This is a genomic window from Paenibacillus apiarius (assembly GCF_017052585.1).
In the GTDB taxonomy this organism is placed as follows: domain Bacteria; phylum Bacillota; class Bacilli; order Paenibacillales; family Paenibacillaceae; genus Paenibacillus_B; species Paenibacillus_B apiarius.
Window position 1 is genome coordinate 5628870 of record NZ_JAFFHZ010000001.1, and the last position, 24662, is coordinate 5653531.

Consider the following 24662-nt stretch of genomic DNA (forward strand, 5'->3'; position numbering starts at 1 on the left):
TTCAGCTTATGAAGAAAGAAGTAACGCTAAAAGAAAGTCTATTTCTTTTAGTTGCATTGTTAGCGATTATAGGCGCTTGCATCATAGGCATTGGCATGGATCCGCAAATTCCGATATTAATCTCCTTGGGAATTACTATCGTCTTCGCCAAAAGTAAGGGTGTATCTTGGGAGCGCGTTCATAAAGGCATTCAGGATGGGATTACACCAGGATTAATACCGATTCTTATCTTTATGCTAATCGGAGCATTAATCAGTGCATGGATTGCTGCGGGAACGATTCCGACGATTATGGTATATGGCTTCGGTATTTTATCCGCAAAGTATTTTTTGCCTTCTGTCTTTGTCATATGCGCCGTTGTGGGTATTACGGTAGGAAGTTCCTTCACGACAATATCCACGATAGGCATTGCATTTTTCGGTATGGGGCAAATTATGGGCTATCATCCCGCCATCACGACAGGAGCTATCGTCTCAGGCGCCTTCTTAGGGAACAATATCTCTCCTTTATCAGATACGACGAACCTGGCTTCCGCTATTGCCGAAGTTGAATTATTCGAGCATATCCGTTACATGATGCAGGTTGTCATTCCGTCATTCTTTATCTCGCTTGTATTCTTCTGGGTTGCAGGACATCCGCAGGTTCTGTCGACAGGCAATCAAATCAATGAGCTTGTTCATACGTTTCAATCCTCTTTCAGTATTTCTGCGGTCACTTTACTTCCGGTGCTCATCCTGTTCTTATGCGCTTGGAGGAAAATACCGGCTATTCCGACCCTCTTGTCGAGTATTGCATGTACGATTGGTGTGCTGTATATCTATCATCCGCATACAAGCTTACTGGACATATCCAAGCTGTTGCAAAACGGATATGTAGCCCGTACAGGAGTGGACAATGTAGACAAGCTGTTGTCACGAGGCGGTATTCAGAGCATGATGTGGTCTGTCTCATTAATTCTTCTGGCATTAGCGTTAGGCGGCTTGCTTGTGGAACTGAATATAATCAAATCTTTGATTTCGCGCATTACAAATTTCGTGAATACGAAAGGCAAACTCATCATAATGACGGCAATCAGCTCCATGGGCGTCAACCTTCTGCTCGGGGAGCAATATTTATCCATTATTTTGCCGGGTAAAGCTTTCAAATCTCAATATGATGAGATTCAGTTAAGCCGCAAAGAAATGTCAAGAATCATTGCGAATTCAGGGGCGGCATTTAATGCGCTCATCCCTTGGGGCGTTAGCGGTGTATTTATTGCCGGCACGTTAGGGGTATCCACGCTGGAATATTTTCCATTTGCGATCTTTTGCATCGTTGCTCCTCTACTTAACATCTTGCTGGGATTCATGAAAAAGAGGGCGAAGTCATCACAAAAAGCATGATTCTCAATCATGCCCCACAATGAATCAGACCGCGAAAACGCGGTTTTTTTTATTGCATCCTATTGACATGTAAATAAACATAAATATAATAAATCTATGATATTAATAGACAATTATTAAATTTGTTTATTTATAATCAAAAAGAAACAAGAAAGGAGAGTGGATGCATTGTTGAACAACCGTTATGTCCGCACGATTATGATATCGCGCGTGCTCCTGCATTTGGGCATTTGGGTCAGAAATTTTGCCATACTGTTATACGTAACCGATGTGACGGACAACGATCCCATGTATGTATCGCTTATTTCCGTCGCGGAATATGCGCCTATTTTTTTATTCGCCATTATAGGAGGAACGTTCGCCGATCGCTGGAAGCCGAAACGAACCATGGTTGGATGCGACCTATTGTCCGCTGCATCCGTCATTGCGATCTTGCTATTTCTTAGTTACGGATCCTGGCAGGCATTATTTTTGGCGACCTTGGTATCCGCCGTATTGTCCCAATTTTCACAGCCTTCGGCAATGAAGCTGTTCAAGCAGCATGTGCCGGCCGAGCAGCTGCAGGGGGTTATGGCCCTGTTCCAGTCGCTGATGGCATTCTTTATGGTAATCGGGCCGATCCTGGGCACGTTCATCTATCAACAGTACGGAATCGAGATCTCAATCGCCGTGATGGGGGTGCTGTTTTTGGGCTCCGCGTTTATCCTGTCTCTGCTGCCGCGGGACATCGAGGAGATGGATGCAAGACAACATCCTAATTTTGTACGGGAATTGAAGGATGGTTTCCGTTATGTTTGGACCAATCGGATGCTGCGAACGTTATGGGGAACCTTTTCCGTTGCTGGATTAGCTGCCGGCCTCATTCAACCGATGATGCTTTTCGTAGCGATAGAGAATTTGGGACGGGATAAAGCTTTCCTGCAATGGCTTCTGATGGCCAATGGCGCAGCCATGCTCGCAGGAGGGGCCTTCATTATGGGGGTAGCCAAGAAAGTGAATCCGCAAACCTTGCTCGCTTTCGGACTGCTGGTCAGTTCGCTCGGAACAATCGGGATCGGGTGGTCGACGAGTGCTCCGCTGACGATTATGCTGCAGGTGATGACCGGATTATGTTACCCTTGCATCCATATCGGCATTAATACGATGATTCTGAAAAATACGGAAGGCGCGTATATGGGCCGGGTCGGAGGCGTAATGACACCGATGTTCATGGGCATGATGGTTGTCGGAATGTCTTTTGCGGGATTGCTTAAGGACGTGCTTTCTTTATTCACGGTGTTCGTTTCAAGCGGAGTTTTGTTCTTCCTCGGAACGCTGCTGTTGATTCCGCTCCTTGGCGAGGAGCGCAAGGCGGGCGGAGAACCGCAAGCGGCTCAGCCGCTGGATCATCATTAAAGCAACGGCGCAATACCCTCAGTCATCATTCATTCTGAGGGTATTGTCGATGAGAGGGCTTTACAAGGTCCAGCCAGATTATTTACAGGTTGCTCATTGTTTTGTTTACCGGTTTCAGAAATTCTGATAGTCTCTTAAATACAATCTGTTCCTCGCTCATTTTCTCCATCTGTTCTTTTAGAACGGAAGCCGTTATTTTGCCAGCTGTGCCGACGTGTCCTATTGCAATGCATACATTGTGTCGAAGCAAATGCTCGCGCATCAACATGAATTGTTTTTGGATCGCCGACCGCGTATGAATGTCGTCTAGAAATATATGGTTTTCGAGACTCGGCACATTGACCTCGCCCGCTATCTTTGCCACGACGCTGCGATAATTGGTGTGGCTATCCAAGAAAAATAGTCCTCGTTCTTTGCATGCTTGAAGCACATTCCTCATCACTCGCGGATCGACCGTAGCCTTTGAACCCATGTGATTGTTCATACCTACCGCATAAGGGACATTATCAATGGCCGCATGAACCCGCCTCCGAATTTCTTCATCAGTCAGCTCGGTTGTAATTGCCCCCGGTCCAAGCCAATGTTTTTTTCCCGACAAGGCCTCCATTGGCATATGGACGATGACATCATGTCCGGCAGCATGCGCACGCTTGGCATCGTTGACCGTATGCGGCATGAACGGCATGACGGCGACAGTTACTCGAAACGGAAGCTCTATGATTTCTTGGGTGCCTCTCGCGTTATTGCCGAAGTCATCGATGACGATGATAGCGGTCTTTTGCTCTTTCTGTCCAGGCAAGGAGTAAGCACCTTCCGGAGAATTCAGAAGCATTGCAAATATGGCTGCGAAGGTCAATATCTTGCACAAGGTGATCCTATTTGAGCTTTTCATCATCCACATCCTATTTCATCTTCATTGCTATCGTGTGTTCGATTATGGGAATTCATACTGATATTTTTTAACAGCATCTTATATTTTGTGCTGGACATAATTAAACAAAACATTCAGATATCTGCATTCACATTCCATTCAATACAGACAATGATTTGATGTAAGGGAGAATCAAAGACAAGCATGCGTAAAAAAATGTACTCGATAATATTAGTGATCTGCATCTTTTGCATGTCGATGTTGACACAAGCAGCCGCAGCGCCAAAAGAAGTGGATAAAGAGCTTGCTGCTTATATACAACAGTTGTTCTCGGATCGGGCCCAATTTTTGATTCACCGCGACAAAGACAGCTTAGACAGACATTATGTAAGCTCAATTGCAACGAGCCGCAACGCGATGCGCCATGAAACGGACAGAGCCGAATATGTTCAAGCCTGGGCGGAGCGCAGAGGCATCCAATTCGTGGACGCGACAAGCCATGTGCGAATTATTCGGATAAACAAACAAAAGGACAAGGCTTATATTTCGACCGTAGAATCTTTGAAGCTCGACTATACGTACATTCACAGCATGATGCCCGTTCAATCATTCGGCATCGGCACGCGTCATGCTTTGACCTTGACAAAGACGGACGGGAAGTGGCAATTGCTGCGGGAGTGGTATTTGGATCCGCTAGAGGAAAATCCGAAGCTTATTCCGGATTCGGACGGCATGATACTAAGCTCAGATCGTCATATCGAATCATCAGAGCTGGGGAAGGAGTCGGCGGGATCGAATACAACACGGAAGTATAATCGCGACAAAGCTGTCGCTTATGCCAACAAATATGCAGGTGCGGCTTGGGGAGCAGGCAATAAACATCGATATCATCCGAATTATCGGGATTATACCGGGTTGGGCGGGGATTGCACCAACTTCGCATCCCAATGCATCGGGGACCGTGAAGAGGGCGGAGGCCTGCGAATGCGAGGCGGGTGGCGGCATTTCCAATACGTGGGCGGAAGCAGGACTTGGGTGCAGACCGATGCGTTCAAAGATTTCCTGCTAAGCAGCGGTTATGGCTCACTTATCGCAAGAGGGAGCTTTCAAGAAATCGTCACCGCGAACGAAAGGCATCCGTCTGGCGCTATCGCAAAGCTGCGGCCTGGCGATCTGATTGCTTATATGCTCCGAGGCGACGTTGACCATTTTTCAATCGTTGTCGGTTTCGACATGAACGGATACCCGCTCGTGAACTCTCATACGGCTGATCGGTATCGGGTTCCCTTTGATCTCGGTTGGGATAAACATACCACCTACTTATTAATTCAGATCCGCGATTAATGTGGCGGGGCGGCAAAAGAAACATATCGCGACTATTCCGATCATACAATGAGTAGGACAAGACGGAATGGTCGGTGATTACAATTGATGCTGCCACCGCTCGTGAAGCAGGCGGCGCTCCGGACCGGAGCCCTCCTTGCTGGAAAATGCATCGGATTAGTCGGAAGAATCACGTTAACAAGGCTGCTTGGTGCAGAAGGGATAGGCTTGTACCAGATTGCCTATTCATTCTACGGGATCGTGCTGATGGTCGTTACTGGCGGGTTGCCCACAGCTCTGGCCTTGTTCACGGCTAAGCATCCATCCAGAGGATGGGGAGCCTTTCGAAATATATCCATATTCGTAGCTTTGCTCGGAGCTGCTTCTGGGCTTCTTGTTTACTCGTATTCTGGCGCAATCGCCGCCTTGCTCGGCAACGACGAGCTCGCGATGGCGGTACGCTGCTTGGCTCCGGCACTTATTGCTGTACCGCTGCTCCAGTTGCTGCGCGGATATATGCAGGGCACAGCACGATATGGAATCATATCGGTATCCGAGTTGGCGGAACAAAGCGTCCGGGTCGCACTGATGATCATGCTCGCCGCTCTGTTCTCTTCTCACGGAATCGGAGCGGCGCTGGGAGCCGGCATTACGGGAACGGCGATCGGCGCGTTAGTTGCGTTCCTTATCATAACGGTATATATCGCCGCATCGAAGCAGATAGCGGCATTGTCGGCGGCGCAGTCCTGGTCATATGGAAGCGAGCTTAGTTTCTTGTTGCGCACTTCCTTGGCCATCGGCTTCACGAGGATGCTTGTACCCGCGTCTGACTTTATCGACTCGATGTTAATACCGCGAAGGCTGCAGGCTGCCGGGTATTCGGTATCTGAATCGATCGCGATGTATGGCGTCATTACGGGAATGGCCGTCGTGATCGCGTATGTGCCGACAATCGTGACCGCAGCGTTATCGCATACGGTGACGATGAACATTGCAGCGGACTTTCAGCAGGGACGGATGGATGAATACCGCCGCAGCATCGAGAATGTATTGAATCTCGGTTGGACATGGGGAATTTTGAGCGGGATGTTTTTGTTTTTATATGCAAACGATTTGTCGAATCTTATATTTGGCACGCCAGCGGCAGCGGACCCAATACGCTACTTATCGGCGATTCCACTTATTGTGGGTCTCCGCGAGTTGACGACGAGCATTCTGTGGGCGCAGGAGCGCAAAAATTCACCCTTGATGGGGCTCATTGGCGGCATCGGATTGTCAACCGTGCTGCTGTATTTCCTATTGGCAATACCAGGATTCGGCTATAAGGCGGCAGCTATCGGCACTCTCTCGTTGGAAACGGTGGCGGTGCTGTGGAATCTGAAGGCGCTGCGAAGAAAAGGGACTGCGTTATTCAAGATGAAATGGATAGGAGGAGACCTCGTCTTGTTCAGCGGAATCATGCTGTTCGTCTTTCCTTCCGTTATGCAGCATGTTCATTTGAACCGTGTTGCGGCGGTTGCAGGCAGCATGCTCCTATACTGTGCATGCGCCGCATTTATTATCGGAATGCGGATAAAACATTTCAATAAATGAGGATATTTCCACAGTAAAAATAAGTCCATCTAATTAGGCTGACAGCCGTGTCAGTAAATAGATAGATATAATATACTGTTGACGTACCATGACATAAAGGAGGGTTCGTCAAATGAGTGAATGCGTTAAAGGTGTAGGAGGTTACGGTCCTCTCTTTACTTCAACGGGCGTTATTCTCGTTCTCTATATTCTTTTGGTCATCGTCTTGCGCGGATTCTGTTAACTACGATAATTATTAATTAGATTAAATATACCACACCCTTCGTAATGGTTCAGGCCAGTTTAGTTGAACCCTGCCGATGATGAGTCGGCGGGGCTTCTCATGTTTTCGGCATGCAAGTACTTTGGCGCACGTGCCTATAGTAACTAACTTTAATCGAGAAATTACTTATCATGAAAGGTCCCTCGTCAATAGCCCCGTCACAGATGACAAAGACCTCGAATTGTTGGCAGGTTTGTTGCAGAATGCTGTCAAGCGCAAAACGGAGCAAACAGCCGTGAGTATAGGTGGGAACCTAGAATGGAAAATACCGGTTCCATCAAGAATCGCCTCCATAAAGCTGAGTGCGTACTGCAGAAATACGTCGCATAATTAGCAGCTCTTCCTCTATCGAACTAAGCGGAGGGGGACCGCCGCGCAGATAATTCAGAAACATTTGCAATTCCTTCAATAAAGGCAGCTCTTGCGGAATCGGACGGACCTCAGGGGGATGGTCAGCATTAAATCGGCATACCGTAATTCCCTCTGCGTAGCTGCCGGTTAACGCCGCCACACCGTTTTCAAAGCCGACCGCACAGGAACGCACATTGCCCGGCGAGATATTATTGACATCCAAAGTGACATAAATATCTCTTTCAAGGTCCGAAAGAGTTGCGACAAATCCATAATGACTATCGCCCAATGGGTTGGGGATGGCCGTATCTACTGAAGGCAAATATCCCATAATATGCAGGCATGAATATTTTCCAGATGAGCGGTGGTTATGCTTGCAATGACGTAACCATCGATGGCCGTATCCATAGCCTCAATCGAGGCTACAATATTATCGGCCCCATAAGCAATGGCATTGGCTATGCTTGCCTCCGAACATGCCACTACACTTGCCGTAACTCCTAATTGCTTCAGATCGCGCAATATGTTGCGGCCCCAGTTGCCACATCCCACTAAACCGATGTGCAGGCCGGAATATGAAGATGGACTCATTGATGTTCCCTCCTGCTTGCGCACGCCGTCAGGCAGATTTGCAGCATGATTGCCCATAGCAAGATCTCTCCCTTCCTGCTCTTAGAATCGCGGATTCTCACTGCATTACACCAGAGTCACAGCCGTTCCATTATATGAGTATGTAGTTATCTTCTTAAGAGTGAAGGAAATGAAAGAAATAGACATTTATATAACATATATTACCTCTTTATAATTATCCATGGAGAATATTATAAAGAGAGAACATGCCTAATTAAGGAGAGAGCGCGCGTGGAGCTGAAAGATTTTTTCGTTAGTCAAAATGACCAAAATTATTATCCAGAAAAAACTTGCGGGGTGGCAAGTCTGTTAATGCTGCTGAAGTTTAACCGAATTATGGACCATATAACATTTGATGAGCTCGCTGAAGAACTGAAGCTGACTGTGCCGCCGAAGGAAAAGGGATATGACGAGGACGATCAAGCGATTGGAGCTTATCCGGAGGATCTCTTTAGATTTTGCATATTGAACAATATTGCGTTTCGGATGTCATTCTATGATGACGAATGGAAAGACAGCTTGAAAAGGGCCCCAATCATGGCCTTATTAACAGGGAATGAGGAGGAATTTGGCCTCCGCAATTCCCACTGGGTCGTATTGGTGCAGAGAGACAAAGACTTTTTTACCTATCTTGATCCCTGGTATAAAAAAGAAACAAACAGCTATATGAAACATATGTCCTCCGTTGATTTTGACAGGTATTTCACAGGTATTGCTTGTCAAATATTAACCTAGCCGCGAGCACGATTCAATCCGCAAAATAATGGCGATGCGCGGCATCGCGGACGGTTCGTGTCTCGCGGCAAGCCGGCAGCGACGGCGCACTACGCGGCTGGCTGAGTCTTATCGGACGGGACGGATATTCGCGCCATGCTTGTCAGACCGGACGGGCATGTTGCTTGGAAGCATTCCAACGACGTGAACTGGAGGAGGAGGCGCGGTCCTTGCTTCCGGTATGGTGCCAAGCCGGTAATAGAGTTATTTCTGGTTAAACAGCGATGAATCCCAAGCATGATTCAAAAGGCCGATTTTCTGCGGAGAGAAAATCGGCTTTAGTCATGTTTACACCTTCAGCTTCCTGCAAATGAAAGTGAGATTCCTTGCATAAATGTAAGGCGGCCGTTATGTAAATCGATACTTCCGCTGCTCGGTTCCATGTACAATAAAAACACGATAACAGTTCAGTTTGAACAGAGGAGAATGTGATTATGGAAAAACATAAAGATGCGCGGTTTACTCAAGTTGTCACGGTTTCATGTATGGCGGGTTTTGCTTTTATGACATTCGTTGCAGGCATGATCAATCTATTGCATATATAAAAGCAGGGTCCTCCATGAGAACCCTGCTTTTTTTTAGATACCATTAATTATCGATGTCTCCATCATCAAGTTCCCAGTCCCGCTGTGCAGCTTGTTTCCAGCGATAAGGAGAGGAATCCTTTTGCTGCTTTTCAGGCACCACCTCAGCAGGTTTTTCGGGTGCATGACCATTCGAACTCCGTTCCATGGCCTTGCCGTTCCGCCACCTCAAGCATACATTCCATACATTTCTACTGCTGTTTTCAATGGAGCCTCCTTCGAAGGTGAGAAAAAAGGGAGACCGAAAGCGTTATCAGTCAGCCATTAAAAAGAGTGCACAGGTTGCATTTTTTTATTATAAACAATTAAACAAAACACGAAATACTTGAATACACTTATTGTATAATACATATTAACTTGTAAATACTTAATCAACGAATTATAATTACTTAAAAAGGAGATGTTTCATATGTATCAAGAGGAGCGATTGTTGAAAATACTTGAATACTTAAGTAAACACCAATCGATGAGCGTTGCGGATATATGTTCGCTATTCCAAGTATCGAGAGATACGGCACGAAGGGATATCGTGAAGCTAGTTCAAGAAGGTGTCGTCATGCGAACGCATGGCGGAGTAGCCTTGCCCGAATTACAGAAAGAGTTGTCCTCCTATCATGAGCGTTTAATCGATGAGCCAGACAGCAAGATAAGCATTGGAAAGCTTGGCGCCAAGCTAATCCAAGATCAGGAGACCGTATTCTTGGATGTATCATCCACCGTGCAGTTTGTAGCCGAACAAATTCAAGCGAAACAAATAACTGCTGTCACTCATTCCATTGATAACGTAGGCGTATTATCGAATCGGGATGACCTTCAAATTTATGTTCTCGGCGGCTACTTGAATGCCAAAAATCGCTTGCTGTACGGCCCGTCTGTCATAGATAAAATTAGTGAAATCCGTGCCGACAAGGCATTTATTGGCGCTACCGCCATCCAGTCTGACGGACTCTATTATCCTTATGAAGAAGATGCCCGCGTGAAAAGGGAAATGGCCCGCCGTTCAAATCAAGTGATACTCGTCGCCGATCATACCAAATTTACGGCCAAATCGAGATTCAGAGTAGATTTCGACTGCGTGGATATTATCATTACCGATCGAGATATACCAGTTGAAATCAAAGATGTGATCGACCGGAAAAATATTACGGTTATTGATTGTCAAGCGGATGACCAATAGGGAGGAGAAGAATGACCATGAACAACAAGGTTCTCTGCAACGTCCAGCTGCTGCTGCCAGATCGAATCGTCCCGTCTGCCACGGTATGGATAAGAGATGGGAAAATTGAGAGGATCGAGTCCACTCTCCCTTCTGCAGCAGGAGAGCAGTATGAACGGATTGACGGCAGAGGTCAATGGCTGATGCCTGGTATGATCGACGTTCATATTCATGGCGCCAATGGTTTTGACATGATGGATGGCACGGAAACGAGTATTCAAGCCGTATCGCGAGCATGTGCCGCGACAGGCTCTACTTCGTTCCTCGCCACCTCGGTCAGTTCTGCGATAGAAGACCTGCTGAACATGATTCGCAGCGTCAAGCGCGTCGTCGGGCAAGAAGAAGGAGCGAAGATAGCGGGGATTCATCTGGAGGGGCCCTATTTGAATCCAAAACGCAAGGGAATGCAGAATGAACAATATCTCCGCCATCCTGACATCGGGGAAATGAAAGAGATTTTCCGGGAAGCGGGTTCGCTTATCAAAATGATTACCATCGCTCCGGAATTGCCAGGGGGCATGGAGCTAATCTCTTTCTTGAAAAAACGGGAGGTTGTCATAGCGGTCGCGCATTCCGATGCCACATACGAGGAAGCGAAGCTGGCCTTTACGGCCGGAGCCAGCCATGTTACGCATTGCTTTAATGGCATGCGTCCCATTCATCATCGGGATCCGGGGCTAATCACAGCCGCATTCGAAGAGCAGCATGTGAGCCTGCAAGCGATCGTGGATCAAGTTCATTTGCATCCCGCCATTATCCGGCTCATGCACCGGTTGAAAGGGGCGGAAGGAATGGTGTTGATTACAGATGCTTTGCAGGCTATGGGAATGGGGGATGGAAATTATATATTTGGCGGCCATCAGGTCACAGTATCTGAAGGGGTCGCGAGGTTGGAAGACGGCACTTTAGCGTCCAGCACGGTAACGATGAACGAAGCATTGCGCCTTACGGTCGATACCGGAATTTCCTTGACGGATGCCGTGCAGATGGCTTCGACAACACCTGCAAATATACTGGGGCTTCGGAGTAAAGGAAAGATCGAACCCGGTTATGATGCAGATCTCGTGTTGTTGGATGAACAGTTCCGGGTCGTATGGACGATGATTGATGGTCAAATAATAGGATGAAATAAAGGCCGATATCCTTGATGAGGACTATCGGCTTTTTCTCATGGATGGAGTGCATATGGTTGCCGAAAGGATTCAATGTTTGCCTTACAAAGTAAGCCCAAACCGCTTCAATTCGATGAAGATGCCCTCGAGTCTTTGTCCTTTTTCCATTATCGAATACTCTACGCGCGGAGGAACTTCCGGATATATTTTACGTTCCACGATACCATGTTCCTCTAGCTCTCTTAATTGACAGTAGTCCAAATGCTGTTCAATAACCAAATCAGCTTTAATTAAAGCTGTCCCTAGATTCGCGTAATGATTGATTTTTTCATTAACTGATTTTCCATTCTGTTTTTGAATTTCTTCTTGCTGTTTTCTTCCTTTTAGTTGGAGATTCATAATATTGTTGCAAAGCATCTATTTGCATATCGAGATTTTGTTCCTCTGTGCTGACACGAGCGTAACCAAAAATCAAATTATTTCACTTCTTATTCTAAATATCTCTATTTAAATAGTACAAAAAACCTTATCTCATTTAAATAAGGAACTTTGTTTTTGGATATGAGTTTTGGTACCTGGTATGGATAAGTTTTTAACGATTTTGTCAAAGAACCTACCGAGTTCCATAAACGGTCGTTTTTAGAATTTGCTAACTAATTGAATGCATTTTATTGAAAAAGTACAGTTGATTATAAAACCGATATCCGATATATTGGTTTTATGAAAAAGGATATTATTAAACCCATTAAACGTATGTCATTTAGAGATGAAGTATATCTAACTTTGAAAAAAGCAATTGTTACATTAGAGTTGCAACCAGAGCAACGCTTAAATGACAAAGAGTTAGCAGAAGAATTCGGAATTAGCCGTACTCCAGTTAGAGAGGCTCTAAAACGTCTTGAAGATGAAGGACTTGTTGAATCTATTCCTGGTTCAGTGACTCGCGTTGCACCATTAAATCTCGAGGAGGCGAAACACGCATTTACTGTGGTAGCAGCTTTACATTCATTAGCTGCCCGTTTAGCAGTACCATTACTCACAGAGGCAGATATTCAGGAATTGGAGTTCAGTAATAAAGCCTTATTACTATCTATTGAGAAAAAAGATATTATAAAAGCAATTGAAGCTGATGAGTTATTCCACAATGTTTTTCTAGATGTGGCGGGAAATCCTGAAATCATTCGTGCGTTAGAACGAAGTATATCTAAGATTCAACGCCTCGAAATTTCTCAGTTCACTTCTATAAATGGTTTAAAATCAGTAGAACAACATCAGCAAATTATAGAATCGTGCAAAAATAAAGATAAAGAAACAACAGCACATCTTGTAGAACAAAACTGGTTAAGTCTGGGGAAATTACTAACTCATGAGACAGATTGAGGTGAGAAATTTGCGCCCTATTTTTTTAGGTATATGTGCTGCATTCTTTTTTGCGTTCACATTTATATTGAATCGAGCAATGGAATTATCAGGCGGTAACTGGGTATGGAGTGCCTCATTAAGGTTTATTTTCATGTTTCCATTCCTTTTATTTCTTGTTATGAGTAGGAAAAAATTAAAAGTATTATTACAAGTTATGAGAGAGGATTTAAGAGCATGGTTTTTATGGAGTTTCGTAGGTTTTGGTCTATTTTATGCTCCATTATGCTTTGCCGCTGCACATGCGCCAGGATGGATAATTGCTGGGACATGGCAAATTACTATTATATCAGGATCTTTGTTAGCTCCTCTTTTTATTCAGGCCATTCAAACACCTGATGGGGTTCTTAAGAAAAGAGGAAAAATCCCAATGAAGGGCATGGGAATGTCATTGATTATTCTTCTTGGTATTTTCCTTATGCAAATGGAACAGGCAAAATCGCTTAGTGTAAAAGATATTTTGTTAGGTATTATCCCTGTTATTGTGGCTTCTTTTGCTTACCCGCTTGGTAATCGTAAGATGATGGAAGTTTGTGGGGATCGTCTAGATGCTTATCAACGTGTCCTTGGAATGACATTAGCTAGCTTACCATTCTGGTTTTTACTATCCTTGTATGGTCTTTTTACAACAGGATTGCCTAGTAAAGAACAAACTATGCAATCTATTTTAGTTGCTATTTGTTCGGGTGTAATTGCAACTATCTTATTTTTTAAAGCAACTGATATGGTTAAAGGAGATATGCAAAAACTTGCAACTGTTGAAGCAACACAGTCCATGGAGGTACTGTTTGCTGTTATCGGAGAACTAATTTTATTACATTCTTCAGTTCCTTCTATTTTATCTTGGTGTGGTATGTTTGTAATAATGTTAGGAATGATAGCACATAGTTATGTTACCCATAAAGGTGAAATGGCGCATAACCAAAATATTAGTGTTTAATTGTTGTTGGTGCCCCCTATATGGACGGAGGATACGATCTTGAGCACAGTATTGAAATGTTCAGACAGTACAAAGAAGCAGGCATCGATCTCTTCCATATCACAAGCGGCGGGGAAGGGCCTTGGCCGAAGCGGCAATCGCCAATGAGGATGCGGATTTGGCAGCTGTAGCGCGCGGCATGCTGAAAGATCCTTATTGGGCTTTGCATGCCATTCAAGCTGTAAGCAAGGATGCCGCACCTCCGAAGCCGTACAAAGCTGCTTATTGATGAATCATGTCGAGCGCGAATCGCGGGTGCAGCGGGATTGACGGTTGTCGATGCCGCGAATAAAATAAGCTAGTGGAGACGGAGATGGAGGATGATTGCAAATGGAGAAAATAACAACAGAAGAACAGTATCATAATCAAATCGGGAAAGATCAGTTCACCATCATGAAATTTTACACAAATTGGTGTCCGGATTGCAAAAACCTCGATCGCTTTATCGGGGATATCGTTACCGAAAACTCAGACAAGCAATGGCTGGAAATTGATGCCGAGCAGTTACAGCATATAGCCGAAGAGAACGATGTAAGAGGCATTCCAAGTTTGCTTGCATTTAAAAACGGTCAAAAGGTCGGCCATTTGCACAGCAAGTTCGCGAAGACGCCTGATCAGATCAGAGAGTTTTTAAGCACGTTGTCTTGACGGATAAGAGACCGGAGGCGGTAAGCCTCTGGTCTCTCTTATTTATAGCAAGGCGATTCGATCAGAACATAGAAGAGGCATCTGGCCTTTGCAACAACTTCATTTTAATGAATTTCAGCACATTCGTCCATTACATTCACAGTGAACAGGCGTCGAGCTCCCCGAGTCGCAAAGTTTTGGCTTATTCCAAATTGTTTCTGTTATCATAAGACATATAACCATTCTGGAAAATCATATTTCTGTTCAAAAGGAAGGTCCAAAGCAATGAGTTTTCAACTGACTGAACGGTTAATTAAGGTATTATGCGGGCAGATCTCTTATGAAAAAGGAGCGGCCTGCTACCAGGCCGGAAAAGTGACAATCACGAATTGCGATCTCGAAGCCTCTATTTACGAAGCCACGGTTGAGGAGAGAGGCAGCTACCAAGTTACGGTCGAAATCGGTCAAAATGGGGATGTGGAGGCGGAGTGCACCTGTCCTGCGCTCCCTTCTTACGACAATTACTGCAAACATATCGCCGCCGTGCTGCTGATTCTCCGTGATATGCAGCATAGATCGCCGATTCGTGCGGGGGCATCCAACCTGCTGCCGGAAGACCGATTCTCGATGGGATACCGGGGGACAGAGTCCCCATTGGCCGTAGACGCATCGAGAGCCAACGGGATTACGGAGAGGGATATTCGGCTGACTAAAGGCATGCTGGGGCTGTTCGGCGACAAGCCGCTGCATCCAAGCCGCACAGGGCCTCATTTTGATGCAAGAACACCCCTTCACGTGGAGTTCATCTGCAGACCCGTCTCTTACGGCTACCGGAAGCACGTGTTCGGGATTGAATTCAAGGTCGGACCCAAACGGCTATATGTCGTGCAAAAAATTAGAGACTTTCTCAATCGCGTTGACCGGAGAGAAGACTATGCATTTTCCAAGTTGTTCACTTACGATCCGGAGCTCCACAGCTTTCAACAAGAAGATGATGCGGTCATACAGCAATTAATCCAAATCTATCGCAACGAAGAGACGTACCGCGAAACTTCGAATATTTATCCCCATGCCAACCCTATGAGCGGCGAGCGGATGTTGTTGATTCCCCCTTTCTTATGGGATACCTTTCTTCCCTTGCTCGCCGCAGCTCCTTCGGTACAGCTTGAACAGGGGGGCGACACGTACGAAGGCATCGGTATATCCGACGAGCCGGTCCCTCTCCATTTCGGGCTGGGCCAAGCGCAACCGGAAAGCTATCAGTTGGATGTCCAAGGCTTGGATGAGATTATCGTCATGGAATCGTACGGGGTTGTGCTGAGCGAAGGCAAGCTGTTGAAGCTGCAGACCGACAAGTGCAAGCGTCTCGCGGGGCTGAAGCACATGCTCGAAGCTTCCGGCAAGCATCAAATCCAAATTCCTCCGGAGCAGATGGAACCTTTCATGGAGAAAGTAATACCCGGTCTGATGAAGCTGGGCAGTGTCCACATCGATGAAGCCATTTCCGACCGCATTATGCAGACGCAGCTGAAGGCCAGACTATACTTGGACCGTGTGAGGGATAGGCTGCTTGCGGGATTGGAATTCCAATATGGCGACATTGTCATCAATCCGTTGGAAAGAAACGTTCAGAGGCGCGGCGAGGACCGCATTCTGTTGCGGGACGGGGAACAGGAACGGCGCATTTTGGAGCTTATGGAGAATAGCTCCTTCGCCCAGACGGAAGCCGGGTATTTCATGGATGATGAAGACGCGGAATACGAATTTTTGGTTCATGTCGTTCCCCAGCTGGAACAGCTGGTGCAGGTGTACGCCACCTCTGCCGTGAAAGAAAGGATCTGCACCGAGCATGCTCCGCCGAAGATAACCGTGGACGTTGATGACAGAATCAATTGGCTTGAATTCCGATTCGATATGGAAGGGATACCTGAAACGGATATCCGGAATCTGCTGAAGTCCTTGGAGGAGAAGCGCAAATATTATCGGCTGCGCAACGGGGCGTTATTGCCGCTGGAAAGCGCGGAGTTCCAGGAAATCATCCGCTTCATGAACGAACTGGGCGTCCGCAAAGGGGATGTTAAGGGAACGCAATTCCACCTTCCGGTCATCCGCGGGCTCCACTTAATGGATTCCCAAAGACAAGGAAATGCCGTTAGCCTGGGTAAATCTTTCCGCCGGCTCTTGGATAACATGCGGAATCCGGACCATTTGGATTTCCCCGTGCCAGATAGTCTGGAGCCTGTGCTTCGTGATTATCAGAAGTATGGATTCCAATGGATGAAGACGCTGGCACAATACCGGTTCGGGGGCATACTTGCAGACGATATGGGTCTTGGCAAGACCGTGCAGAGCATCGCGTTTATCGTCTCCATGCTGCCCGAGATCAGAAATCAGGGGCTGCCCGCGATGATCGTCGCTCCGGCTTCGCTCCTGTACAACTGGCAGAATGAACTGAAGAAGTTCGCGCCGGAAATTCGGACCGTGATTGCGGACGGCAGCAAGACGGAGCGCAGCGGCATTTTGAAAGATGTATCCCAGGTGGACGTGGTCATTACTTCTTACCCGCTGCTGCGCAGGGATATCGCGATGTATGCCGAGCAATCGTTCCATACGCTAATTATGGACGAGGCCCAATTTTTTAAGAACCACACGACTCAGACGGCACAGGTAGTCAAGCAGATTCAGGCTCAGTACCGGTTTGCCCTCACGGGCACTCCCGTAGAGAACTCGCTGGAGGAGCTGTGGTCAATCTTTGGCGCCGTACTCCCCGAGCTGTTCCCGGGCAGAAAAGCATTCAATGAATTATCCCGGGAAACGGTGTCCAAGCGTGTCCGTCCGTTTTTGCTGCGGCGCTTGAAGACCGACGTGCTGAAGGAGCTGCCGGAGAAGATCGAGTCGCTGCAAGCCTCCGAGCTGCTGCCGGAACAAAAGAAGCTGTATGCAGCTTATTTGGCCAAGCTGAAGCAGGAAACATTAAAGCATCTGGACGATAACGATTTTCAGAAAAACCGGCTCAAAATTTTGGCTGGCTTGACAAGGCTTCGCCAGCTGTGCTGCCACCCCGCCCTGTTCGTTGAAGGCTATGCCGGCAGCTCAGCCAAGTTCGAGCAATTGATAGAAATTGTGGGGGAATGCCGGAGCGCGGGCAAAAGGATGCTTGTCTTCTCCCAATTTACCGAAATGTTGGGCCTAATCGAGCGGGAGTTGGGTTATCAAGGCGTGCCGTATTTTTACTTGGACGGCAAAACGCCTTCGGCCGAGCGTGTGGAACTGTGCAGCAGGTTTAACGAAGGGGAGCGGGATGTGTTCCTCATCTCCTTAAAGGCCGGCGGCACTGGACTGAACCTGACTGGAGCGGATACCGTAATCCTCTACGATCTGTGGTGGAACCCAGCCGTGGAGCAGCAAGCAGCCGATCGGGCGCATCGCATCGGGCAGAAGAGCGTCGTGCAAGTAATCCGGCTCGTCTCCCAAGGAACCGTGGAAGACAAAATGTTCGAGCTCCAGCAGAAAAAATTGAATCTGATCGACGAAGTGATTCAACCGGGCCACGAGGCACTGTCCGCGTTGACGGAGCAGGATATCCGGGAGATTCTGATGATATGATAGAGAGCATGCGAACGGTCCGCTTCGTATCGTCTGAATGAAGCAGACGTCATAACGCCAAAAGAAGCCGATCACCTTATTGCCGTTTTGTCTGTCATTGCCGTTGTCACGGGATTGCTGGTATGGGGGACGCGGCTTGTATTCCGCAAACATCAGGTAAGCACGTAAAGAAAATTTATTGTTCTAAATAGCAGCTTCCCGCACATATGATTTCTAGTAAACATACTTATTTGGGAGGTTTGCGCGATTGGCACACGATGCCTTTGTGGCTCGTTCCATTGATGAAATACGCTTTTGGTCCCGTATCATGAAGGAGCATTCCCTGTTTCTTAGATTGGGCTTTAGATGTGAAGATACTCTGTTAATTAATGAGGCTAATCATTTTTACACCGTGTTTGAAGCAATTGAAAACAGAGCCCATGCATTATCTGTTGATACAGATCCTCAGATTATGATTCGATTTAATTCGGAAGTTCAGAATGCGGCTTCTCATATCTGGGCCTTCAAAAGAAAGGTGCTGGGTCTCATCGTAAGCTGCCAGCTTCCAGGGGGGAATAACTTCCCATTATTAGTTGATCATACAAGCCGAGAAGCTAATTATTTCAGAAATCGGTTAGAAGAATTAAATACGGGAAGACTGGAGCCGCTGCCTGATGCCATCATCGATGAAAATGTATTTTTCCTGCGCATTATGGCAGATCACGCTAAATTCATAAGCCATCTGCTGGATCCTTCGGAGCGGCAGCTAGTTGAACAAGCACGCGGTTTCAGCCATGATTTCGACCAATTGCTATTTCAAGCTAAAGATTTAGAGTCCATGCGCCCTCAATCGCAAACCGTTCCGCTGCTCGATCAATTTTTGGACCAAAACAGAGTATCGGTAAAAGCTTTGCGTGATTTCAAGAAAACAGCTCGTGAATTGATAGAGGCTTGCCGAATAAAAAGTATTATCCACCCTTTGTTAGCCGATCATGTGTTTCGCGAAGCTGAAAGATTTCTTTTTATTATCGAGATGTTTGAACAGCATTTGTCAGGATACCCTGTTCCGATTCAACAGTTAGAACATTGAATAAAAGCTATCTAAATAATTTATGAAGCCAGTCGCAATAGGACTGGCTTGTTTGCTATGCAATCAAGGCTTCACTGCTTCGGCTGGATGGGATACATCTTTTCCCATGTGGTAAAATAGGAAAAGAATAGGATAGGAATGAAAGGGGGGGTGTTTGTGAACCGGAGGCAAAAGAGATTCGGGATGGTCAAGCTGGCCCATCCAGATACGGCCGGACTTATTCAATTATCAGCGTCCGTTGGCTGGGATTACGACGAACAAGAAATTCGCACGGTCATGTCAGCTGGAACGATATATGGTCATAAAAACGAGCACGGAGAGATTATTTCCAGCGCGGCGATTATTCCTTATGACGAAAAGTTGGCTTCTATCGGGATGGTAATCGTTAGCGAAAGCTATCGGGGCCACGGGTTAGGCCAGGAACTGACAGAGGCTTGCATTTACTCCGTGCCTGATGATGTGACGATTATGCTGATTGCGACCCAAGAAGGGAAGCCACTGTATGAAAGATTGGGCTTTCATGCTGTGACTTGTGTCCATAAGTTGATTTGCGATGCTTATGCGCCCTTTTCCGAAGAAGAGGGAGGGATGACATTCGACGTGCTTCCATTATCCGATATTCACTTCGAACAAGTTCGAGCCATGGACCGGGACGCTGTGGGTGCAGATAGGGGCCCGTTCCTTGCAGCGCGAATTCAACAAGCGAGACAGGGCGTAGTCGCCGTACAAAGAGATGGAAGTGTGACGGGGTATGGATTAGGCATTGCAGGACCGGTCAATATGATCCTTGGACCTATATCAGCTGCGAACGACATCGTCGCAGCTCACATCATTCGCGAGCTTGCGCGAGGATATCGAGGAAGATTAAGAATCGATGTGCCGGACGGGCACGCTTCATTTGTTTCGAACCTGGAAATGTCTGGTTTTGTGAAAGTGGGTCAACCGCCTGTCATGCTCAAAAATTCAAGCTCCTTGCCAACAAGAAATCAAGCTCTTTTTGGCATCGCGGCTCAGATTTTCGGGTAGCAGAGCCCCCGCCCCGAAGGGCGGGGGATCTCCCGCTTTAATGTTCCGGCTTGAGGATGCCGATCCCCTCATCCTGCGTTAAAATAATTGCTCCAGAAAAGGCTGTTCCAAGTTTGCTTTGACCGCTTGCCGATGGTTGCCGATATGGTTGAGAATAGTGGTCCTATTGGCTTGCGCATGAGCCGCCGCATTCAGAATGCGCTCGGCCAGCTGCGACGCGTCCGTGGAGATGGCCAATTGCGGAAGACCGATGGAATGGGTGAAATCGAACGATTTGAAGCGGTAGCCCAAGCAGATGAAAGGAACATCCGCCGCTGCGGAGAGAACGTTGGCGTGCAGCTTGAAGTTGATGGTGAGATCGAACCGTTTCATGAGTTGCAAATAATGTTCGTACGAATGCACTTCTGCATCGTACACCACTTTATCGGGAACCGCGATCTTATCGTACAGCCGCTTGCAAGCCTCCCGGTCAGGCCCCCATACCGGGTACACATACAGCTTGTACCCTTCCTCGATTAGGGAGCTGGCCGCGGAAGCCACTTGATTCTCGACGTACGCCTCATCCTTGCCGTAAATCCGGTTATAGGATGTGCCCCAGTTGATGCCGATCCACCGTTCGCCCGTCTCTTTCGCGTCAGACGCTGGCGGAGAGGCAAGCATAGCCGGATCGCCGCTCACCGTTACCCGATCCATCGAAACGCCCATTTGCCGCATATATTCGAACGTCCACGGCCCCCGTACACCGCAGAAAGCAGCATTTTCGACGACTTCTTGCACTTTAACGCAAAATTCTTTGTTCTCGGCAGGCTCACCGGAGCCGAAGCTGAACGGATTCAAGCGATCGTGGCCGCTGCCCCAAATGATTACGCGTTTTTCTTGCCGGACGGCTTCATGCAAGATATCGAGATAACCAGGTATCAGCAGGGAGCCGCCTCCCATAACAACCGTGTCATACCCGGACAGATCTTTGAGATCGACTCCAGGCATCGAAGGAATGACCTTATACTTTTCCGGGCTCAGATGCAGCTTCGCCATTTGCTCGAACATGGCCCACATCCATTCGTCGCCCAGATTGTTGAATCCAATCCATCCTAAATATAAAATACTCTTCACGTTGACATCACACTCCCGTTATTGGATTTCGGGCTTGAACAGCTGTATAAATTTCATCCATCTGCGCAACGATGTTGTTAATATCAAAATGCTTCAGTGTCCACCGTCGACCTTGCGCGCCGATCTTCTTGAGGCCTTCCCGATCGGATAGAGCTTTTCTCAATGATTCGATTACGGCCTCTTCCGTCGCCTTGCGTTCGGAATCGTGATCTCCGAAATAATAGTCCCATGCTTGTCTGTATACGGCCGGCTCGACTATTCCGAAGAAGCCGTGGTTTCCGATGGCCAGTACCGGCTTCCCGCAAGCCATCGCTTCCAGGGCAACCCGTCCCGTGCCGACCACGATATCTCCAAGACCGTAATATTCCCGGACTTTCGTCTGATTGCCAGTCATATGAATGAAGGGTTGTCCGGTATTTTTATGAATGGTTTTAACCATCTCGTTAATTTCGGGGAATTGGAGGCCATCGCCGACAACGACCACGTGCAAGCCAGGCATCTCCGCCTTGCGCAGCCGTGCGGCAGCCATAATCAACAGGTTGCAGACGATGGCTTTATCCCAAGCCAACCGGCTTGCATATACGACAACGCTGGCATCATCCGGAATCTCCAGTGAGTTCCGCAGATCATGGGAGGGGACCGGATAGAATTCCTCCGTGTCGATCCCGTTCGGCACCAGAATCGAAGCAATGCCCATATTGTCCAAATACCGCTGGACGGGCTTGCTGACGCTGATGACCGCATCGCTGCATTGGGACGTGCGAATCAATTGCCCCTCGGGATAATAAGCCCCGTGGACGGTAAATACAACGGGGATGCCCAGATCTTTAGCCGCCATGGCCGCATACATTCCCGAAGGGGTTTGATGCACATGGACGACATCAATTTTGCGGTGCCGCATAATTTGCTTCAGCGTCCGAATGGTTTGTTTTTGCGAGCTTTCCAGCATAAAGGCGCCTGCCGTCAGATCAATCGCATGAATCGGACAGGCCGCTTGCGCGAAGGAATTGTACATCAAGCCGCTCGCTCCGGCATAGACCGGTTTAACGCCTAGCTTTTGCAGCCCTTTAACAAGACTTAGCACATGGGTTTCCGTGCCTCCGACTGCCAAGCTATCCATCACCATCAACACTCGGTAAGCATTAGTTCTCATTGCGCTTCAACCGATCTTTTCCAAAGTATTTACGGGACCGTTGGTTAGGGTGCTTCCGGTAATAGTAAAGGATATCGGGCATATTTTCGATATTCAGGCTGTGTCCGCTTAATGCTCTAGCTATAAATTCATAGTCTTCCGCACCTTCTATCCTCCTTGTGTGCCCGCCGATTCGATCGAAAAGGCCGCCGCGCATCAAAATGGTGCCATGGCATACACAGTGGCCGCCGCTCGCATATACCTTGCGGATCTGATCCCCGTACCGGATCCAGCCTGCTTTTGACCTCTGCTCCATCAGGTTCTGCTCGAAAACTTCATAGTTGGTTCCCACCAGCTCAATATCCGGACGTCCCTGCAAAAAGGACACTTGGCGCTCCAGACGCTCATGATGGGACACATCATCCGAATCATGAACCGCTATAAATTCTCCTTTGGCCAAATAAAAGCCGGCGGTCATGGCCCCGGCATACCCGATATTCCGGGGAAGGGGCAACGTTATAAACGTCCGTTCGGCCAACTGCTGCCGATTGTGATTCAGCCAGTTCTCCACTCGCTTCAATGAATCATCCGTAGAGGCATCATCTACGAGAATAATTTCCCAGTTCGGGTAGGTTTGCCGCAACATGGCGTCGAGGCAATCTATCAAAAAAGCTGATTTATTGTAATTCGTTATGACGATGCTTACGAGACCAGGCATTCGTGGGTAGGTCATCATTTTCACCACCTTGTTTCATTTAGTCAGGCGACAACGCGGACATATGACACCATATTGATTTGAAATATGGCATAGTGTCCATTGTCATATCCCGGAAATCCGGAAGTGCGGACAGTCAGCTTCGTGTCGTCGACAGATACAAGAACGCCTGTCGTCATGTCCAATGCGCTTGCCACCTGCACCTGTTTTCCAATTAATGAACGGAGCTTTTCTTTCATCCTAATCACCTTCTTCTATTGGGTTTGGAACGAGATGACTTGATTCAAATGCACGAGCACAGCCGTTCCATCCGGCTCGCTGATTTCTGCATAGTCTTCTCCGACCTCGGTTACCGTGCCTTGAATGGTTCCTCCGAACGAGGTCAATTCAACTTGGCGATGAACGTATCTCTCAATCGGCTGCTTCAGCGGGGAAACGGAGCCTCCATGCCCCGAATGCGCCGGCGCGGAGTCGTTCCACATCTCTTCCCGAATCGCTGTCCGCAGCACTTGAATGAGACGGCTTGCTTGCTGCTCGTCCCCAGAGAAAGACTCTTTGACCACTTGCTTCATAATCTGAGTCAATCCTTCAAAATATTCTCGCAGCTCCTTTTCATTTACTGATATTCTCATAATCTCCACCTGCCTTCCATTGCCATATTAATAGAGTATACAAAAGTAGATTCGGTGACTAAACTTCTCTCCGTCCTCATGCAAAATATGTTCGTTTGAACGGATTAAAGAGGCATCTTGGGGCTCGGATTCGTCGACTCAAAAGCTAGTAGATTCATATGGAAGGTATCGCAAAAAGGCGGCAATTCGAGGAGAATGTTTGCAAATACTTCTTGAATGATAGTATTGCAGCTGGTATATAAAGACTAACTCTATTCATACCGAAGGAGAATGTCATGATTAAACGGATATCGATTGTTGACGAACAGACGGCAAGTCAAGTCCTGGCCGTTCAGTTACCGGCTTACCGGGTGGAGGCGGATCTCATCCGATTCGAGGACATCCCGCCTTTGAAGGACAACATCTCATCGTTGCAGCAATGCGGAGAAACATTCCACGGTTATTACGTCGGCGAGCGATTAGCGGGTGCCGTCTCCTACAAACAGGAAGGAGAGACGATCGACATCCACCGGATGATCGTCCATCCGGATTATTTCCGCCGGGGTATCGCTCAAGCTTTGCTGCAGCATGTCGAACGCATGCACCCTGATGCACATATGTTCATTGTCGCTACTGGAGCGCGCAATGAACCAGCCAAACGGTTATACGAGAAAAATGGCTATGAGCTGGTCCGTGAGCAGGAAGCAGCTCCCGGGCTGATATTGGCCTTTTTCCAGAAGAACAAGACTGAATCTGCTGATGCCGAAGGGATGGGGAAGGGATTCTAAGGAGGATGGACTGACATGGACGGCCAACTTTGAGAAACGCCTAGTTATGTACATCAAAGAACTGGAAATGATTGTGCCTATCAA

Annotated in this window: 25 protein-coding genes and 2 pseudogenes; 15 read left to right on the plus strand and 12 right to left on the minus strand. The window is 47.4% G+C overall.

Annotation, left to right across the window (positions count from 1 at the left end; all coding sequences use genetic code 11):
• Nucleotides 1–8 precede the first annotated feature (8 nt).
• Nucleotides 9–1382, plus strand: coding sequence for a Na+/H+ antiporter NhaC (nhaC, locus tag JSQ80_RS24940; protein WP_206097156.1), 1374 nt, complete (start codon nucleotides 9–11; stop codon nucleotides 1380–1382).
• 168 nt (nucleotides 1383–1550) lie between these two features.
• Entirely contained in the window at nucleotides 1551–2777 is a 1227-nt protein-coding gene (locus JSQ80_RS24945; protein WP_206097157.1) for an MFS transporter, read from the plus strand.
• A gap of 82 nt (nucleotides 2778–2859) precedes the next feature.
• Here JSQ80_RS24945 and JSQ80_RS24950 read toward each other — a convergent pair whose 3' ends face one another.
• A complete protein-coding gene (locus JSQ80_RS24950) occupies nucleotides 2860–3576 on the minus strand; it encodes a divergent polysaccharide deacetylase family protein (RefSeq protein ID WP_418888884.1) in 717 nt (238 codons plus the stop codon).
• Between the two features lie 276 nt (nucleotides 3577–3852).
• On the opposite strand from JSQ80_RS24950, the gene JSQ80_RS24955 reads away from it, so the two are divergent.
• Both JSQ80_RS24955 and JSQ80_RS24960 read left to right on the plus strand, forming a co-directional pair.
• Nucleotides 3853–4992 (plus strand): amidase domain-containing protein, encoded by a 1140-nt coding sequence (locus JSQ80_RS24955; RefSeq protein ID WP_206097159.1) that lies wholly within the window; start codon nucleotides 3853–3855, stop codon nucleotides 4990–4992.
• Between the two features lie 87 nt (nucleotides 4993–5079).
• Nucleotides 5080–6564, plus strand: coding sequence for an oligosaccharide flippase family protein (locus JSQ80_RS24960; RefSeq protein ID WP_206097160.1), 1485 nt, complete (start codon nucleotides 5080–5082; stop codon nucleotides 6562–6564).
• Nucleotides 6565–6884: 320 nt separating this feature from the next.
• On the opposite strand, the pseudogene JSQ80_RS30090 reads toward JSQ80_RS24960, so the two are convergent.
• The 3 genes and pseudogenes from JSQ80_RS30090 to JSQ80_RS24970 form a co-directional block, all read right to left on the minus strand.
• A pseudogene (locus JSQ80_RS30090) lies at nucleotides 6885–7067 on the minus strand (glycosyltransferase family A protein); the annotation flags it as partial.
• Nucleotides 7068–7103: 36 nt separating this feature from the next.
• A complete protein-coding gene (locus JSQ80_RS24965; RefSeq protein WP_206097161.1) occupies nucleotides 7104–7400 on the minus strand; it encodes a hypothetical protein in 297 nt (98 codons plus the stop codon).
• Nucleotides 7401–7486: 86 nt separating this feature from the next.
• Nucleotides 7487–7768: a Gfo/Idh/MocA family oxidoreductase gene (locus JSQ80_RS24970; RefSeq protein WP_206097162.1), complete on the minus strand. Its 282-nt coding sequence runs from the start codon at nucleotides 7766–7768 to the stop codon at nucleotides 7487–7489.
• 270 nt (nucleotides 7769–8038) lie between these two features.
• On the opposite strand from JSQ80_RS24970, the gene JSQ80_RS24975 reads away from it, so the two are divergent.
• Nucleotides 8039–8542, plus strand: coding sequence for a hypothetical protein (locus JSQ80_RS24975; RefSeq protein ID WP_206097163.1), 504 nt, complete (start codon nucleotides 8039–8041; stop codon nucleotides 8540–8542).
• Nucleotides 8543–9169: 627 nt separating this feature from the next.
• On the opposite strand, the gene JSQ80_RS24980 is transcribed toward JSQ80_RS24975, so the two are convergent.
• A complete protein-coding gene (locus JSQ80_RS24980) occupies nucleotides 9170–9313 on the minus strand; it encodes a hypothetical protein (protein WP_206097164.1) in 144 nt (47 codons plus the stop codon).
• Between the two features lie 261 nt (nucleotides 9314–9574).
• Between JSQ80_RS24980 and JSQ80_RS24985 the strand changes: the two genes are divergently transcribed.
• Together JSQ80_RS24985 and nagA are read left to right on the plus strand one after the other, a co-directional pair.
• The gene (locus JSQ80_RS24985) at nucleotides 9575–10342 is read left to right on the plus strand and encodes a DeoR/GlpR family DNA-binding transcription regulator (protein WP_206097165.1); all 768 of its coding nucleotides are present in this window, start codon (nucleotides 9575–9577) and stop codon (nucleotides 10340–10342) included.
• A gap of 17 nt (nucleotides 10343–10359) precedes the next feature.
• Nucleotides 10360–11508 carry an N-acetylglucosamine-6-phosphate deacetylase gene (gene nagA, locus JSQ80_RS24990; RefSeq protein ID WP_206097166.1) on the plus strand — a complete coding sequence of 383 codons (1149 nt, stop codon included), beginning with the start codon at nucleotides 10360–10362 and terminating at the stop codon, nucleotides 11506–11508.
• Nucleotides 11509–11595: 87 nt separating this feature from the next.
• Here nagA and JSQ80_RS24995 read toward each other — a convergent pair whose 3' ends face one another.
• Both JSQ80_RS24995 and JSQ80_RS25000 read right to left on the minus strand, forming a co-directional pair.
• Nucleotides 11596–11892 (minus strand): winged helix-turn-helix transcriptional regulator, encoded by a 297-nt coding sequence (locus JSQ80_RS24995; protein WP_240463802.1) that lies wholly within the window; start codon nucleotides 11890–11892, stop codon nucleotides 11596–11598.
• A gap of 1 nt (nucleotide 11893) precedes the next feature.
• Nucleotides 11894–11968 (minus strand): annotated as a pseudogene (locus JSQ80_RS25000) (recombinase family protein); the annotation flags it as partial.
• 245 nt (nucleotides 11969–12213) lie between these two features.
• Between JSQ80_RS25000 and JSQ80_RS25005 the strand changes: the two are divergent.
• From JSQ80_RS25005 to JSQ80_RS25035, 7 genes are all read left to right on the plus strand, one after another.
• A complete protein-coding gene (locus JSQ80_RS25005; protein WP_206097168.1) occupies nucleotides 12214–12873 on the plus strand; it encodes a GntR family transcriptional regulator in 660 nt (219 codons plus the stop codon).
• On the plus strand, nucleotides 12860–13852 hold the full coding sequence (locus JSQ80_RS25010) for a DMT family transporter (RefSeq protein WP_206097169.1): 993 nt from the start codon (nucleotides 12860–12862) through the stop codon (nucleotides 13850–13852). Before JSQ80_RS25005 ends, JSQ80_RS25010 begins: the two co-directional genes overlap by 14 nt.
• A gap of 121 nt (nucleotides 13853–13973) precedes the next feature.
• Nucleotides 13974–14120, plus strand: coding sequence for a hypothetical protein (locus tag JSQ80_RS30095; RefSeq protein WP_206097170.1), 147 nt, complete (start codon nucleotides 13974–13976; stop codon nucleotides 14118–14120).
• 101 nt (nucleotides 14121–14221) lie between these two features.
• On the plus strand, nucleotides 14222–14539 hold the full coding sequence (locus JSQ80_RS25020; RefSeq protein WP_206097171.1) for a thioredoxin family protein: 318 nt from the start codon (nucleotides 14222–14224) through the stop codon (nucleotides 14537–14539).
• A 264-nt stretch (nucleotides 14540–14803) separates the two neighbouring features.
• Nucleotides 14804–18124 (plus strand): DEAD/DEAH box helicase, encoded by a 3321-nt coding sequence (locus JSQ80_RS25025; RefSeq protein WP_206097172.1) that lies wholly within the window; start codon nucleotides 14804–14806, stop codon nucleotides 18122–18124.
• A 247-nt stretch (nucleotides 18125–18371) separates the two neighbouring features.
• Nucleotides 18372–19193, plus strand: a complete 822-nt coding sequence (locus JSQ80_RS25030; protein WP_206097173.1) for a DUF2935 domain-containing protein — start codon at nucleotides 18372–18374, stop codon at nucleotides 19191–19193.
• A 156-nt stretch (nucleotides 19194–19349) separates the two neighbouring features.
• Complete coding sequence (locus JSQ80_RS25035) at nucleotides 19350–20219, plus strand: GNAT family N-acetyltransferase (protein ID WP_336245819.1); 870 nt, start codon at nucleotides 19350–19352, stop codon at nucleotides 20217–20219.
• Nucleotides 20220–20297: 78 nt separating this feature from the next.
• On the opposite strand, the gene JSQ80_RS25040 is transcribed toward JSQ80_RS25035, so the two are convergent.
• From JSQ80_RS25040 to JSQ80_RS25060, 5 genes are read right to left on the minus strand one after another with little or no spacing between them, the layout of a single operon-like run.
• Nucleotides 20298–21332 carry a polysaccharide pyruvyl transferase family protein gene (locus JSQ80_RS25040; protein ID WP_206097175.1) on the minus strand — a complete coding sequence of 345 codons (1035 nt, stop codon included), beginning with the start codon at nucleotides 21330–21332 and terminating at the stop codon, nucleotides 20298–20300.
• 7 nt (nucleotides 21333–21339) lie between these two features.
• Complete coding sequence (locus tag JSQ80_RS25045; protein ID WP_206097176.1) at nucleotides 21340–22485, minus strand: glycosyltransferase; 1146 nt, start codon at nucleotides 22483–22485, stop codon at nucleotides 21340–21342.
• Nucleotides 22475–23197, minus strand: a complete 723-nt coding sequence (locus JSQ80_RS25050; RefSeq protein WP_206097745.1) for a glycosyltransferase family 2 protein — start codon at nucleotides 23195–23197, stop codon at nucleotides 22475–22477. The genes JSQ80_RS25045 and JSQ80_RS25050 overlap by 11 nt, the downstream gene beginning before the upstream one ends.
• 26 nt (nucleotides 23198–23223) lie before the next feature.
• Nucleotides 23224–23418 (minus strand): hypothetical protein, encoded by a 195-nt coding sequence (locus tag JSQ80_RS25055; RefSeq protein WP_206097177.1) that lies wholly within the window; start codon nucleotides 23416–23418, stop codon nucleotides 23224–23226.
• Nucleotides 23419–23433: 15 nt separating this feature from the next.
• A complete protein-coding gene (locus JSQ80_RS25060; protein ID WP_206097178.1) occupies nucleotides 23434–23811 on the minus strand; it encodes a hypothetical protein in 378 nt (125 codons plus the stop codon).
• Between the two features lie 275 nt (nucleotides 23812–24086).
• On the opposite strand from JSQ80_RS25060, the gene JSQ80_RS25065 reads away from it, so the two are divergent.
• Complete coding sequence (locus JSQ80_RS25065; protein WP_206097179.1) at nucleotides 24087–24578, plus strand: GNAT family N-acetyltransferase; 492 nt, start codon at nucleotides 24087–24089, stop codon at nucleotides 24576–24578.
• The last annotated feature ends 84 nt before the right edge of the window (nucleotides 24579–24662 follow it).